Below are 14483 nucleotides of genomic sequence, written 5' to 3' on the forward strand. Positions count from 1 at the left end.
CGAGATGGTGCGAAGGATCAGCCCTTGACGGCGCCGATCATGATTCCCTTGGTGAAGTAGCGCGCGACGAACGGATAGATGAGCAGCACCGGGACGCTCGCCACGACGATGAGCGAGTACTTGAGCAGATCGGCGAGCTGCTGGCGCTGCAGGATGACCGACGCGTCGACCGCGCCACCGCTGTAGGTGTTGAGGATGAGGATGTTTCGCAGGACCAGCTGGAGCGGGAACAGGTCCGGGTTCTTGAGGTAGATCAGCGCGTCGAAGTACGAGTTCCACTGCATGATCGCGTACATCAGCGCGACCACCGCGATCATCGGTTTGGCCAGCGGGATCGCCACCGCCCACAGGAACCGCAGGTCGCCGCAGCCGTCCAGCTCCGCGGCCTCGACCAGCTCGTCCGGGATCGCGGTCCGGAAGTAGGTCCGGGCGATGATGACCTGCCAGACCCCAATCGCCTGCGGGATGATCAGCGCCCACCGGGTGTCGAGCAGGCCGGCCGACTGGACCACCAGGTACGTCGGGATCAGGCCGCCGGTGAACAGCATGGTGAACAGGATCAGCGTCATCACGACGTTCCGGCCGACCAGCGATCGTCGCGACATCGGATAGGCGATCGCGATTGTCAGCGTGACGCTGACGATCGTGCCGACCACCGTGTAGAACAACGAGTTCGCGTACCCCTGCAGGATCTGCGGGTTGCTCAGCACGGCCTGGTACCCGCGCAACGAGAACTCCACCGGCCAGAACAGCACCCGCCCCGACGAGACCGCCGCCGGACTGCTGAACGAGCTGGCCACGATGTACAGCAGCGGCAGCAGAACGACCGTGAGGAACACCGCCAGCAGCAGGTACACACAGATCAGGAAGATCCGGTCGGTCCGCGACTCGCGGATCCGGCGTGCGCGCGCCAGCCGGCGCTCGACGATCGTCGTCATGACCACAGTCCGTTCCCCGTGATCCGCTTGGCGATCACGTTGACCATCAGGAGCAGGGCGAGGTTGATCACGGAGTTGAACAACCCGACGGCAGTGGCCAGGCTGAAGTCGGCGTTCAGCAGGCCGGTCTTGTAGACGTAGGTGGCGATGATCTCGGACTGGCTCAGGTTCAGCGGGTTCTGGAACAGGAACGCCTTCTCGAAGCCGATCGCCATGATGTTGCCGACCGCAAGGACCAGGATGATCACGGCGGTCGGCATGATGCCCGGCAGGTCCACGTGAATGATCCGCCGCAGCCGCCCCGCGCCGTCCACCTTCGCCGCCTCGTGCAGCGCCGGGTCGATGCCGGACAGCGCCGCCAGGTAGATGACCGCGGAGTACCCGGTCGTCTGCCAGACGTCGGACCAGACATAGATGTGCCGGAAGTAGTCCGGGTTGCCGAGGAAGTCGATCGCCGGGACCCCGAAGAAGCCCAGCCCCTCATTGACGATGCCGAGCCGCGGTGACAGCACGAGGATCGTCATCGACACGACCACCACGGTGGAGATGAAGTACGGCGCGTACGTCACCAGCTGGACACTGCGCTTGAACAGTCCGGTGCGGACCTCGTTCAGGGCCAGCGCGAGGATGATCGCGATCGGGAAGCTGGCCGCGACCGTGTAGACCGAGAGCAGGAAGGTGTTCTTCACCAGGGTCCAGAACACCGGGTTCCGGAAGAACAGCTCGAAGTTCTGCCAGCCGACCCAGGGGCTCGCCCAGATACCTCTGACCGGGCTGTAGTTCTTGAAAGCCAGGACGGCGTTCGACATCGGGATGTACTTGAACACCGCGAACCAGATCAGCGGCACGACCATGAGCAGGTACAGGGTCCAGTGCCGTCGCAGGCTGCGGCGCAGACCGGTCACGCCCGGGCGCTCCCGCTGTCGCCGGCGCCGGGACGGCGGAAGCTGACCGGCCGGCGGCGGGATGGTTGTCAACGTGGCCATCGGGTCTCCTTCTCCGGATCAGCTGAGGCTCAGTCGGTGGGCGACGCCGGCCGGCAACGTGACGGGGATCCGCCGATCGCCCAGCCGGACGACGCGTTCCTGGTCCCGGTCCGCGGTAAGCACCGCCTCGACACCATCCGGTGACCAGGCGATGTCGACGGTGACCCCGCCGCGTGCCCGCAGTCCGGTGACGCGTCCGGCCGGCCACTCGGCCGGCTGGGCGGGCAGCAGCTCGATCTCGCCGGCGTGGCTCTGCAGCAGCATCTCCGCGATTCCCGCGGTCGCCCCGAAGTTCCCGTCGATCTGGAACGGCGGATGCGCGCAGAACAGATTCGGATAGACGCCGGCGCCGCTGCCCACGTAGTCGGTCGAGGTGTCGTCAGCGGGATTCAGGAACGCACGCACGAGCCGATGAGCCGCGGCTCCGTCGCGAAGCCGGGCGCGAAGGTTGATCTTCCACGCCAGTGACCAGCCGGTGGCCCGGTCGCCGCGCAGGTCCAGCGTGCGCGCCGCGGCCGCCGCGAGGGCCGGCGTCGCGTCCGGCGTGATCGCGTCACCGGGGTGCAGACCGATCAAATGCGACATGTGCCGGTGATGCTGGTCCTCCTCCGGCAGGTCCGCGGCCCACTCCTGCAGTTGCCCACGGCTACCGATCGACGGATCCGGGATCCGCTTGCGGGCCAGTGCGAACCGCTCGACCAGTGGATCGATCAGCTCGAGCACCTCGGCGGTCCGCACACAGCGGTCGAAGAGGTCCGCGATGAGCGCGAGATCCATCGTCGACGACACGGTCACGGACGCGGGCTGTCCCTCGGCGTCCAGGTAGGTGTTCTCCGGTGAGGTCGACGGCGCCGTACCCAGGCTGCCGTCGGGTTGCTCGGCCAGCCAGTCCAGGCAGAATTCGGCGGCGCCCCGCAAGATCGGCCACGCGCGGAGCAGGAACTCGACGTCATCGGTGAACGCGTAGTGATCCCACAGATGACGGACCAGCCACACACCCGCCATCGGCCAGTTGGACCACCGCGGGTCACCGTCGACCGGCAGCGTCCAGCACCACGCGTCCGCGTTGTGGTGCGCCGCCCAGCCACCGCACCCGTACCGCTCGCGCGCCGTACGACGACCTGCCACGGCGAGGTGCTCGATATAGGCCAGCAGTGGCTCGTGGCACTCGGAGAGACCGGTGGTCTCGGCCGGCCAGTAGTTCATCTCGGTGTTGATGTTCACCGTGTAGTTGCTGCTCCACGGCGGCTGGAGGATGTCGTTCCAGATCCCCTGCAGATTGGTCGGCAGCCCACCGGCACGCGAGCTCGCGATCATCAGGTAGCGGCCGTAGTTGAACACCAGCGCCGCCAGCGCCGGATCGTCCTCCTCCACGGCCCGGGCAAGCTGCACGTCGGTCGGCAGGTCGGAGGCGCCGACGCCGTCCAGTTCGAGCGACGACCTGCGGAACAACTCCTGGTGGTCTCGCCGGTGCTCGGCGGCGAGTTCGTCGTACGCGCGGTCCACGGCGGCCCGCGTCGTCGCGTCGGCCCGATCGAAGCACTCCTCTGCCGACCGGGTCGGCTGGACCGACGGGCCGTCGTACCCGGTCGCGGTGGCGAGGATCAAGGTCAGCTCGCTGGCTCCACTGATCGTGAGACCGGTCTCGTCGGCGGTCGCCGCACCGTCGGTCCGGGCGCGCAGTGCGATCGCCGCCGCCATCCCGCGATCCGGGCCGTCGGAGTACCGGACCGGTTCCGGCACATCGCGATGCGGTGGTGCGACATCGGCCGGGGCTTGCAACAGCAGCCCGACGCTCTCGTCGGCCACGTGCGATCGCGAGCGCAACTGCGAGGTGAGCCGCGCTGTGAGGCCAAGCGCACCTGGCTTCGACGCGCTGATGCGTACGACGAGCACGCCGGCCGGTGCGCTCACGAACACTTCCTGCCGGACGGCCACTCCCCCGATCTCGTACGTCGCCAGCGCAGTCGCCGCGTCCAGGTCCAGCTCCCTGCGGTACTGCGCTGTGTCCGCGGCAGCCGGCGTGGAGCCGTCGACGACGAGGTCGAGCAGTAGGTCGCCGAGTGGCAGATACGCCTGCGAGTAACCGGCTTGGAAGCCGCGGCAGAGCTCATGCGCGCGACGGATGTCACCACTCGCCAGCGCCGCGCGCACCGCCTGCACGGCGTCGGCGCCGATCGCACCAAGCGGCTCGGACAGCAGGCGCGCCGTCTCCGGACTGCCTGACCAGCAGGTCTCGTCGTTCAGTCCGATCCGGTCGGTGCCGACGCCGCCGAAGCACATCGCCCCGATCCGGCCGTTGCCGAGCGGCAATGCCTCCAGCCAGGTGTCGGCAGGGCGGTCGTAGACCAGGTCGCTCATACCGGGATGCCTCCAGCATGGGGAGATTGATCCTATGAATTGCCGGGATCGTAGCGCTCTCGCAGCGCATGGTCCATACTGTGGCTCAAGAAACTGATCCAAAGATCCCATCTATTGTCGAATGTTTCAGGGGGTCCCATGCCTCGGATCACGTCCGCGCAGACCGTCGACGTCCGCTTCCCCACCTCGCTGACCCAGGACGGCTCGGACGCGATGAACGCCGACGGCGACTACTCGGCGGCGTACGTCGTCCTGCACACCGACGACCCGGAGTTGCGCGGGTTCGGCTTCACGTTCACGATCGGCCGCGGCAACGACCTCTGCGTCGCCGCGGCGGCCCAGCGCGCCGAGCCGCTGATCGGTCGCGACGTCGACGAACTCTGCGCCGACCTCGGTGCCGTCTACCGCGAGCTGCAGTCGGACAGCCAACTGCGCTGGCTCGGTCCGGACAAGGGCGTCGTACACCTGGCGCTGGCCGCGGTGATGAACGCCGTCTGGGATCTGGCCGCGCGCCGGGCCGGCGTACCGCTGTGGCGCCTGCTGACCGACATGTCGCCGGAGCAGTTGGTGGCCGCCGCGGACCTGCGCTACCTGTCCGATGTGCTCACCCCGGAGCAGGCCGTCGCCTTCCTGGCCGAGCGCGAAGGTGGCCGCAAGCATCGAATCGAGGAGCTCGCAACCACGGGCTATCCCTGCTACACCACCTCGGCGGGCTGGCTCGGCTACCCGGATGCCAAGCTCCGCCGGCTCTCCGAGGAAGCCGTTGCCTCAGGCTACAAACATGTGAAGCTCAAGGTCGGCGCCAACCTGGCCGACGACATCCGGCGGTGCGGCATCGTCCGCGAGGTGCTCGGACCGGACGGGAACCTGATGATCGACGCCAACCAGGTGTGGGACGTGCCGCAGGCGATCGAGTGGGTGCGGGCACTCGCTGAGTTCGACCCGCTGTGGATCGAGGAACCGACCAGCCCGGACGACATCCTCGGCCATGCGGCGATCCGGAAGGCGGTCGCACCGATCGGCGTCGCGACCGGCGAGCACGGGATGAACCGGGTGCTGTTCAAGCAGCTGTTCCAGGCCGGCGCCATCGATTATTGCCAGCTCGACGCAGCCCGCCTGGGTAGCGTGAACGAGGTCCTGTCCGTGTATCTGCTGGCCGCGTGGTTCGACGTACCGGTGTGTCCTCATGCCGGCGGGGCCGGGTTGTGCGAGCTGGTCCAGCACTTGTCGATCTTCGACTACGTGGCTGTGTCCGCGTCGCTCGATCGCCGGGTCACGGAGTACGTCGATCATCTGCACGAGCACTTCGTCGAGCCGTGTGTCGTGCGGAGCGGAGCGTATGTGTTGCCGACCGCACCGGGCTACAGTGCCGAGATGCACAGTGAGTCGCTGGCGGCGTACACGTTCCGGACCGGGACGTACTGGCTGTCGCGGGAAGTCCCGGAACCGGTGGCATGAGGTCCCAGACTGACGTGGTGGTCCAGGGGATCCGGCAGCTGATCATCGAGGGCAGGCTCCGGCCCGGCGACCGGCTGCCGGTCGAGAAGGACCTCGCCGAGGCGCTCGGGGTGTCCAGGAACCCTTTGCGGGAAGGGGTTCGGGCGCTGTCGGTGATGGGCGTGCTGGAGACTCGGCAGGGCGACGGGACCTATGTCACCTCGCTCGACTCGTCGTTGCTGCTGGCACCGATGGGGTTCGTCGTGGATCTGCAGGACCACAGCGGCGCGCACCATCTGCACGCCGTACGGCGGCTGCTCGAGACCGAGGCGGCCGCGCTGGCGGCGCGGCTGATCAGCCCGGAGGACCTGGCCGCGGCGGACCAGATGCTGCTCCGGATCGAGGCCGAGCTCGCGAAGGACGAACCGAACCACGAGACCGTGATCGACAACGACATGGCCTTCCACCAGATCATCGGGCGCGCATCCGGCAACCCGGTCCTCGCGGCGTTGATCGAGGCGCTCGGCGGACGCACCACCCGCGACCGCCTGTGGCGCTCGATCAGCCAGCTGGGCGCCGACGAGACCACCCACGCCGAGCACCGCTCCATCCTGGCGGCCCTCACCGCCCATGACCCCGACCGTGCCCGCGCCCGGATGGCCGCGCATCTGTTCGCGGTCGAGGACTACTTGCACGAGCGGCCACCGGAGCCGGCGCACTAATTCGTTTGCCGGTGCATGACGCCACTGGTGGACTGGCTGGCATGCCGGAGATCACCGAGGGGCAGCGGGCGCAGTTTCGGGAGCAGGGGTACGTCGTTGTCCCGGCGGTGCTGACCGACGACGAGGTTGCGGTGGGACGGCAGGTCGTCGCGCGGATGCTGGAGTGCGAGCCGCCTCGCCGGACTGTGGCTGACCGGTCATGACGAGCCCGACCGCGGCAACCTCTACGTCTGGCCCGGCACGCATCTCCGGCTCGGCGCCTACCTCGCCGAGCACGGCGCCGACGCCCTCACTCGCCTCGACGAGATGAACCCCGGGCCGTATCCGAAGATCCCCCTCGGCGACCCCATCCAGGCCACCGGCCCGGCCGGCAGCGTCCTCTTCGCCCACTACCTGCTGGCACACAACATCGGCGGCCACTCCGGCGCGGCAGACGACGTACGCCGCGAAACCCTCTACTACCGCCTGCACTCCACCGGTCATCGGGAGCGCTGGCGCGAGGTGGTCACTCAGCCGCTGGTGGAGTTCAGGAACTGAGCTCGATCAGCATGGGGAGGTGGTCGGAGGCGGCGGCCAGGTCTTCTTGAGGTGCGGGGGTTTTGACGATGCGGCCGGTCAGTTGCGGTGAGAGGTGGGCGCCGTCGATGCGTTTGTGGGGGTTGGTGGAGTTGAAGGTGGGGCCGGCGTCGGCTCCGAGATCGGTGAGGCCCTCCTCGGCGAGGCGCTTCCAGACCGGGCCGTCGGGTTCCTCGTTGAGGTCGCCGGCCAGCAGGTAGGGCAGGTTGAAGGAGCGGCAGCCCTTCAGGACCTGTTCGAGTTCGTGCTGGCGGCCGCGGATGTGCAGACCGAGGTGGCAGACGACCAGGGCGAGCCGGGTCGAGCCGAGCGCGACGTGACCACCGACGGCGCCGCCGGGCAGTTGGGTGGCGATGAAGTTCAGCCGCCGGCGGACGAACGGCCGCCAGATCCGCCAGTGCAGCGGCTCGGTCAGATCGGTGCCGTCGGCAACCAGGATCGCGTTGCGGGCCGAGCCGACGACGTACCGCATCCCGAAGCTCGCCGCCATCGCGCGCCGCTTCCGCCGGGTCCCCCACCAGGTCGGCGCCTCCTGCACCAGCATGACGTCCGGCGCGCACGCCCTCACCACCCGCGCGAGCGCCGTACGGTCGTCACCCCACCGATGCACGTTGTACGACAGCACCCGCAGCATCGTCGTACCACCGACCGGGCCTAGCTTCGAGCCGTCGTCGGTGGGCTCGTGCCTCATGCGTCGGGGTCGCCGTTCAGGTCGGCGTGGTGCAGGTCGGCGTCGGCGGCCGCGGCGCGCATTCCGGTACGACGGCCGGCGGACTTGCGAGCGGCTCGCTCGAGGCGGGTGGAGCGGCTGCGGGCGGCGGCTGTCTTCGCGGTGACGGCGGTCGTCTTGACGCGGACCCGGCGCAGCCAGGTCGCCTCTTCCCGGGCCAGGTCGGCCGCGCCGACGAGGCCGGCCTCCGGGCCGAGGACGGCGCGCACGATCCGCGCCTCCGGGCGGAACCCACGACCGGTCAGCGTCCGCTTGAACGCGTCCCGCGCCGGCGCGAGCAGCAACTCACCCGCGTCCGACACGCCGCCACCGATCACGAAGGTGCCGGGGTCGAGGGCAGCAGCCAGGTTGGCGAGCCCGATGCCGAGCCAGCGGCCGACGTCCTCGAGCAACTCCACCGCGACCGGGTCGCCGTCCTTGGCCAGCTCGGTCACCATCGGTCCGTTGATCTTGCGCGGATCGCCACCGGCCGCGCGGAGCAGGTTGTGCGCCACCGGTGATCCGGACCGCGCCAGCTCGCGCGCCTCCCGGGTCAGCGCGTTGCCGGACGCGTACTGCTCCCAGCAGCCGCGGTTGCCGCACTCGCAGCGATGACCACCCGGCACGACCTGCATGTGCCCGAACTCACCGGCGATGCCGAACTTCCCGCGCTGCAACGAGCCGTCGTTCAGGATCGCGCCACCGATACCGGTCCCGAGCGTCACGCAGACCAGGTGGCTCTCGCCCTGACCGCCGCCGAACCGCCACTCCGACCACGCGGCCGCGTTGGCGTCGTTCTCGACCACGACCGGCAGGCCGAGCCGGCGTTCGACGGCGTCCCGCAGCGGTTCGTGCCGCCAGGCGAGGTGCGGTGCGAACAGCACCGACGATCGCGTCCCGTCGACGAATCCGGCCGCGCCGATGCCGACGGCGATCACGTCGTGCCGGGACTCCAGATCGTGGACGATCTCCGCGATCGCGTCCTCGGTCTCCTTCGGGTCCGTCGTCGGCGTATCCCGCCGTACCCGGTCCAGGATGTTGGCCTCGGGGTCGACCACCCCGGCGGCGACCTTGGTCCCGCCGATGTCGATCCCGATCGTCAAAGCCTGCGTCAGAGCCACTGCACGACCCTCCTCGCCGTACCCCCAGCCCCCGCCGGACTACCTCCAGTATCCCGTGTCCTGTTCATGACCGGGATTTCTCCGGAACGGGGGCCGGGTGGCGGGCCAGGTCGGCGGCGCCGATCAGGCCCGCGTCGTTGCCCAGCTCGGCCACGCTGAACGTCGGGTGCGGACGGTTCGCCTTGGCCGGGAGGACCTTCTCGAAGGCCATCTCGGCAGACTTCAGCAGCAGCTCCCTCGCCGCGCTCACGCCGCCGCCGACGACGATCAGCGTCGGGTCGAACAGGGTCGCGAGACTCGCCAGCCCCTCGCCCAGCCACCGCCCGAGCTCCTCCAGCAGCTCCACCGCGCACGGATCGCCCGCGGCTGCCGCTTTGGTGATCATCGGCCCGGTCAGCTCGGCCGGGTCGGAGATCTCGCAGACGGTCAGCATCTGCATCGCGCTCAGCGAACCCGACTCCGCCTGCGCCCGGCCCTCCCGCACCAGCGCCCGCCCGGACGCGTACTGCTCCAGGCATCCCCGAGCCCCGCAACCACACCGATGCCCACCGGGTACGACGCGCATGTGCCCGAGCTCGGCCGCGACACCATGGGCGCCGCGCAGCAGCTCGCCGCCGTTCACGACCCCGCCGCCGATGCCGGTGCCGACCGTGACGCACACCATGTCCTGGACGTTCTTCGCGGCGCCGAAGGCGAACTCGCCCCAGGCCGCGGCGTTCGCGTCGTTCTCGACCACCACGGGGATCTTCAGTGTGTCCGCGACCCGGGCGCCGAGCGGCTCGTTCCGCCAGGCCAGGTTCGGCGCGAACAGCACGGTCGACCGGTCCGACGAGACGAACCCGGCGGCGCCGATCCCGACCGCCTCCACGTCGTGCCCGGCGATCAGTTCGGCGGCCGCGTCGCAGATCGCCGCGGCGGTGCCGTCGACCGAGTCCGCCGGGGTGTCGCGATTCGCGCGGGCACCGATCACTCCGTCCGGTCCGACCAGGCCGGCCGCGATCTTCGTTCCGCCGACATCGATGCCGATCGTCAGTCCCATGGTTCGGGGTCCTCACTCACGTCGATCCGGTCCACCCGGGACCGGATCGGCTCCTCCTGCGCGGTACGCGACGCTGCGTCCGCCTGCGCCTGCCGGGCGGCCTCCGCGGCCGCCTCCAGCAACGATCGCACGGACCCGAGCACGTGCGCGGCCGCCGACGACAGCTGCTCGATCGTCTCCGGGCTGGTGTTCCGCACCTTGCGAATCAGCTGGCACACCGGACACCACTGACACTCGGGGCCGGCGTGGTGCTCGTGCGTTTCCTGCTCGTCATCCGCGGGTGCGTGCTCGGCGTGCGTCGTACCACCAGGACCGGCGGCGGCCTGTTGGAGTACGGCGAACAGCTTGGCCGCCTCCTCCGCGACGGATCCGATCTGCTCCTTACTCACCGGCCCTCCCCGATCGCGGCCTCGTGGGCGAGCCGCGCGTGGAACTCGGCCGTCAAACCCTGCGCCAGCTCCTGCGCGGACTCGAGCGGACCACTCCCACTCGGCAGCTCGGTAGTCACCGGTCGCGCCGTCTCGCGCGGCGCGAACCGCACCTGCAGGCGACCGTCGTCCAGCCGCGCGCCCGCGACCACTCCGCGGGCCAGTGCCGCCGGCAACGGCAGCACGCGCCGGTACGACCCGACGGTGATGATCAGCTCGTCGCCGTGGCGCGCCAGCTCCAGCTCGTTCGCGGAGGCCAGCGGCAACGGCATCGTCAGCGTGTAGGTCCGGCCGTCTGTGTCGATGTGCCGATCCACCCACAGCGACGTCTCATCCGTGGCACGGGCGAACGGGTCGTCCCCGCCGTACATCTCCACTGCGAACGCGGCGAGCTCCTCCACGCCGACCGGCTCACAGGCCCGGTACGGCGACTCCCAGATCGGCAGCGGCCGGAACGAGTCCGCCACGTCCTCGAGGATGCCGCGCTGCGCCGCGACCCACTGCCGCCGCCAGTTGTCCGCGCCGGCGGCCGGGAACACCCGGTTCGCGACCACGCCGTCCACGCGGTAGCCGTACAGCGACAGGGTCGTCAGCGATCGCCGCGCCTCGGCCACCACGACGGCCTCAGGCGTCAGCACCAGCCGCACCGATGCGTCCGGTCCGGCGAGCAGCGTTCGGATGTCCGACAGGTCGGTCTGCAGCCGCCGCAGCGCGTCGAAGACGGTGTCATCCGGCATCGGGATCCCCGACGCACGACTCAGGAACGGCCGGAAGGTCCGCATCACCTTGCGCTCGGCGTTGAAGATGCGGTCCATGTACCAGTTGAGTGCCTCCGGCAACGCGAGCAGCCGGAGCGTCTCCGCGGTCGGCGCGCAGTCCACGACGATCACGTCCCAGCGGCCGGACCGGACGTGGTCACGCACCTCGAGCAGCGCGAGCACCTCCTCGGCGCCCGGCAGCAGGGTCAGCTCCTCGGCCTCGATCGGGTCCACCCCGACCATGTGCAGCACCGACCGCAGGTACGCCTGGATGTCACCCCAGGACCGCTCGAAGCGGCGCTGCGCGTCGATCTGCTGGACGAACAGCAGATCGTCGATCTCGGTCGGCTCGAGACCGACCTCGGAGTCGAACGCGTCCGACAGCGAATGCGCGGCGTCGGTCGACAGCACCAGCGTGCGCAGCCCGCGCAACGCGGCGAGCGTGGCCGTGCCCGCGGCGGAGGTCGTCTTGCCGACGCCGCCCTTACCCGTGTACAGCAGAACCCGAGTCACTCTGGATCAGGACTCGACGCGCTTCTTGAGGCCCTTGAGGGCCGTGTCGATGATGACCTTCTCGGCCTTGCGCTTCAGCATGCCGATCATCGGGATCGCCACGTCGACAGCCAGCCGGTACGTCACCTCGGTGCCCTCCGCTCCCAGATCGCGCAACACATACGCGCCGTCCATCCCCTTCACCATCTTGGCCCGCACCAGCGTCCAGGTCACCTCGTTGCGGGACCAGACATAGTCCAGCGTGTACTCGTCCGAGATCGCGCCCGCGTCGACCTTGAACCTGACCTGCTTCGGCCGGCCCGCCTCGTCGGTGGACAGCACCTCGGTCTCCCGCATCGAGTCGGCCCATTCCGGGTACGCCGCGAAGTCCGCGATCACCGCCATGATGTCTTTGGGAGTCGCGTTCACCACGATGGTCGAGGTGGTCTGTTCCGCCATTGATACACCTCTTAACTGCCAGGGCTGGTGGTGCGTGAACTGTCGGGACGAGTCGTGCTGGGACCGCCGGTCTCGGTGTCCTCCCCGGAGACTATCGCGGGATCGGATCCGGGACGGCGCTCGCCCGCGGCGCGGCCCGTCTCGGCCTCGTCCTTGAACCGCCACAGGTGCTCCCGGTACGACGCGACGTACCGCTCCTTGAGCCTGGCGAGCGCCTGACCGCGGACCGGTTTGGCCGGATCGACGCGCAGGTACCAGTGCACGACGACCCCGTCGCGAACCGGCTCCAGCCACCACTCCGCCGTACCGATGGCGGCGCCGGTGACGGCCCAGCGGACGCCCTCCGAGCCGCGCCGCTCGGACGGGGTCAGGGTGAGGTCCGGCCACCACTCGCGCCAGAGGGTGTCCGAACCGAGCCGCTCGGCGACGTAGGCTGGATCAGCAACGACCAAGTCGTCGCAACTGATGTCGAGCGTGGGCATGGCTAGAACCTAGTTCCCTGGGTCACATAAACCTGGCTACTTGTGGGTAGGTGACTGTACCGTGCGCCGGACGTCGAGAATTTCGTGACCGACTGAGGAGACGCGGATGCGTGAGTACACCGTTCCTGCTGTGACCGAGCCACTCACCGGGAGCCTCAGCGATCCCGTGTGGGCGAACGCGTCCTCTCATCCCGACACCGCGATCTTCAGCCGGCGGGCCGAAGGCGGCTGGCTGGACGTGTCCGCGGCCGAGTTCGCGCGGCAGGTGACCGGCGTCGCCAAGGGCCTGATCGCGGCCGGCGTGAAGCACGGCGAGCGGGTCGCCCTGCTCAGCGCCACCCGCTACGAGTGGACCCTGATCGACTACGCGATCTGGAGCATCGGCGCGGTCACGGTGCCGATCTACGAGACCTCGTCGGCGTCGCAGATCCAGTGGATCCTGACCGACTCCGAGGCGGTCGTGGCGATCGCCGAGAACGCCGCCCACGGCGCGGTGGTCGAGTCCGCCCGCGTCGAGGCGCCGTCCCTGCAAGAGATCTGGCAGATCGAGGCCGGCGCGGTCGAGCAGCTGACCGTGCTCGGGCAGGAGATCACCGACGCCGAGTTCGACAAGCGCCGGACCGCGGTCACGGCGGACGATCTCGCGACGCTCATCTACACCTCCGGTACGACGGGACGCCCGAAGGGCTGCAAGATCAGCCACTCGAACTTCCTCGCCGAGCTCGGCCAGGCGGTGAAGGTGCTGGACGACCTGTTCGACGTCAACGGTGCGAGCACGCTGCTGTTCCTGCCGCTGGCGCACGTGTTCGCCCGGATCATCCAGGTCGGCTGCGTGATGATGCGGGTCAAGGTCGGCCACAGCTCGGACGTGAAGAACCTGGTCGCCGACCTCGGCGCCTTCAAGCCGACCTTCATCCTGAGCGTCCCGCGGGTCTTCGAGAAGGTGTTCAACTCCGCCAGCCAGAAGGCACACGCCGACGGCAAGGGCAAGATCTTCGACGCCGCCGCGGACACCGCGATCGCGTACTCGCAGGCGCTGGACAAGGGAGGCGCGTCGTTCGTGCTGAAGGCCAAGCACGCACTGTTCGACCGGCTCGTCTACTCCAAGCTCCGCACTGTGCTCGGCGGCAACGTCGCGTACGCCGTCTCCGGCGGCGCGCCACTCGGTGACCGGCTCGGCCACTTCTTCCGCGGCATCGGCGTACCGGTGCTGGAGGGCTACGGCCTGACCGAGACCACCGCCGCGGTGTCGGTGAACCTGCCCGACGACATCCGCGTCGGCACCGTGGGCCGGCCGCTTCCTGGTGTGACGGTCGGCGTCGCGGACGACGGCGAGCTGCTGTTCAAGGGCGGCCAGGTGATGCAGGGCTACTGGAAGAACGACGAGGCCACGGCGGCCGCGATCGACGCGGACGGCTGGTTCCGCACCGGCGACCTGGGCGAGTTCGACGTCGACGGGTTCATCAAGATCACCGGCCGGAAGAAGGAGATCCTGGTCACCGCCGGCGGCAAGAACGTCGCGCCGGCCGTGCTCGAGGACCAGATCCGCCTGCACCCGCTGGTCAGCCAGTGCATGGTGGTCGGCGACGGCAAGCCGTTCATCGCCGCGCTGATCACGATCGACCCGGAGAACGTCGTCCCCTGGGCCACCGAGCGCGGCAAGCCCACCGACGTCGCCTCGCTGACCGACGACGCGGACCTGATCGCCGAGATCCAGAAGGCCGTCACCGAGGCCAACGGGTCGGTCTCCCACGCCGAGCAGATCAAGAAGTTCTCCATCCTCCCGACCGACTGGACCCAGGAGTCGGGCGAGCTGTCGCTGAAGCTCTCGCTGCGCCGCCACATCGTGATGAAGAACCACGAGGCCGACGTCGAGGCCCTGTACGCCAAGTAGCCGGGGGTTAGCCGCAATACCGTTCAGTTAAGATGACAGTGGTGTAGTTTGTGGGGCATGCCGCGTGCGGGTTGGAAGAAG

Annotated in this window: 14 protein-coding genes; 4 read left to right on the plus strand and 10 right to left on the minus strand. The window is 69.2% G+C overall.

Features of this window, described 5'->3' with window-relative positions; all coding sequences use genetic code 11:
• Positions 1-17: 17 nt before the first annotated feature.
• Genes ACXC9Q_RS21705 through ACXC9Q_RS21715 form a run of 3 tightly spaced genes read right to left on the minus strand, consistent with a single transcriptional unit; the run spans position 18 to position 4285 of the window.
• Positions 18-938 carry a carbohydrate ABC transporter permease gene (locus tag ACXC9Q_RS21705; protein ID WP_457058437.1) on the minus strand — a complete coding sequence of 307 codons (921 nt, stop codon included), beginning with the start codon at positions 936-938 and terminating at the stop codon, positions 18-20.
• Positions 935-1924 carry an ABC transporter permease gene (locus ACXC9Q_RS21710; protein WP_457058438.1) on the minus strand — a complete coding sequence of 330 codons (990 nt, stop codon included), beginning with the start codon at positions 1922-1924 and terminating at the stop codon, positions 935-937. The genes ACXC9Q_RS21705 and ACXC9Q_RS21710 overlap by 4 nt, the downstream gene beginning before the upstream one ends.
• Before the next feature lie 18 nt (positions 1925-1942).
• Complete coding sequence (locus ACXC9Q_RS21715) at positions 1943-4285, minus strand: glycoside hydrolase family 95 protein (RefSeq protein WP_457058440.1); 2343 nt, start codon at positions 4283-4285, stop codon at positions 1943-1945.
• A 138-nt stretch (positions 4286-4423) separates the two neighbouring features.
• Here ACXC9Q_RS21715 and ACXC9Q_RS21720 point away from each other — a divergent pair, with 138 nt between their 5' ends.
• The 3 genes from ACXC9Q_RS21720 to ACXC9Q_RS21730 all read left to right on the plus strand — a co-directional run bounded on the left by ACXC9Q_RS21720 (position 4424) and on the right by ACXC9Q_RS21730 (position 6981).
• The gene (locus ACXC9Q_RS21720; protein WP_457058441.1) at positions 4424-5743 is read left to right on the plus strand and encodes an L-fuconate dehydratase; all 1320 of its coding nucleotides are present in this window, start codon (positions 4424-4426) and stop codon (positions 5741-5743) included.
• Positions 5740-6444 carry a FadR/GntR family transcriptional regulator gene (locus ACXC9Q_RS21725; RefSeq protein ID WP_457058442.1) on the plus strand — a complete coding sequence of 235 codons (705 nt, stop codon included), beginning with the start codon at positions 5740-5742 and terminating at the stop codon, positions 6442-6444. Before ACXC9Q_RS21720 ends, ACXC9Q_RS21725 begins: the two co-directional genes overlap by 4 nt.
• Before the next feature lie 126 nt (positions 6445-6570).
• Positions 6571-6981 (plus strand): hypothetical protein, encoded by a 411-nt coding sequence (locus ACXC9Q_RS21730; RefSeq protein WP_457058443.1) that lies wholly within the window; start codon positions 6571-6573, stop codon positions 6979-6981.
• Here ACXC9Q_RS21730 and ACXC9Q_RS21735 read toward each other — a convergent pair.
• From ACXC9Q_RS21735 to ACXC9Q_RS21765, 7 genes are all read right to left on the minus strand, one after another.
• A complete protein-coding gene (locus tag ACXC9Q_RS21735) occupies positions 6971-7711 on the minus strand; it encodes an endonuclease/exonuclease/phosphatase family protein (protein ID WP_457058444.1) in 741 nt (246 codons plus the stop codon). The genes ACXC9Q_RS21730 and ACXC9Q_RS21735 overlap by 11 nt on opposite strands.
• Positions 7708-8850, minus strand: coding sequence for an ROK family glucokinase (locus ACXC9Q_RS21740; RefSeq protein WP_457058445.1), 1143 nt, complete (start codon positions 8848-8850; stop codon positions 7708-7710). The genes ACXC9Q_RS21735 and ACXC9Q_RS21740 overlap by 4 nt, the downstream gene beginning before the upstream one ends.
• Before the next feature lie 64 nt (positions 8851-8914).
• Positions 8915-9889: an ROK family glucokinase gene (locus ACXC9Q_RS21745; RefSeq protein WP_457058446.1), complete on the minus strand. Its 975-nt coding sequence runs from the start codon at positions 9887-9889 to the stop codon at positions 8915-8917.
• Positions 9880-10278: a hypothetical protein gene (locus ACXC9Q_RS21750; RefSeq protein WP_457058447.1), complete on the minus strand. Its 399-nt coding sequence runs from the start codon at positions 10276-10278 to the stop codon at positions 9880-9882. Before ACXC9Q_RS21750 ends, ACXC9Q_RS21745 begins: the two co-directional genes overlap by 10 nt.
• Complete coding sequence (locus ACXC9Q_RS21755) at positions 10275-11588, minus strand: ArsA family ATPase (RefSeq protein WP_457058449.1); 1314 nt, start codon at positions 11586-11588, stop codon at positions 10275-10277. The genes ACXC9Q_RS21750 and ACXC9Q_RS21755 overlap by 4 nt, the downstream gene beginning before the upstream one ends.
• A 6-nt stretch (positions 11589-11594) precedes the next feature.
• Positions 11595-12026: an SRPBCC family protein gene (locus ACXC9Q_RS21760; protein WP_328521853.1), complete on the minus strand. Its 432-nt coding sequence runs from the start codon at positions 12024-12026 to the stop codon at positions 11595-11597.
• A gap of 11 nt (positions 12027-12037) precedes the next feature.
• Positions 12038-12508, minus strand: a complete 471-nt coding sequence (locus ACXC9Q_RS21765) for a hypothetical protein (RefSeq protein ID WP_457058450.1) — start codon at positions 12506-12508, stop codon at positions 12038-12040.
• Positions 12509-12614: 106 nt separating this feature from the next.
• Between ACXC9Q_RS21765 and ACXC9Q_RS21770 the strand changes: the two genes are divergently transcribed.
• Complete coding sequence (locus ACXC9Q_RS21770) at positions 12615-14402, plus strand: AMP-dependent synthetase/ligase (protein ID WP_457058451.1); 1788 nt, start codon at positions 12615-12617, stop codon at positions 14400-14402.
• Positions 14403-14483: the final 81 nt, after the last annotated feature.

It is taken from the genome of Kribbella sp. CWNU-51, assembly GCF_054073265.1.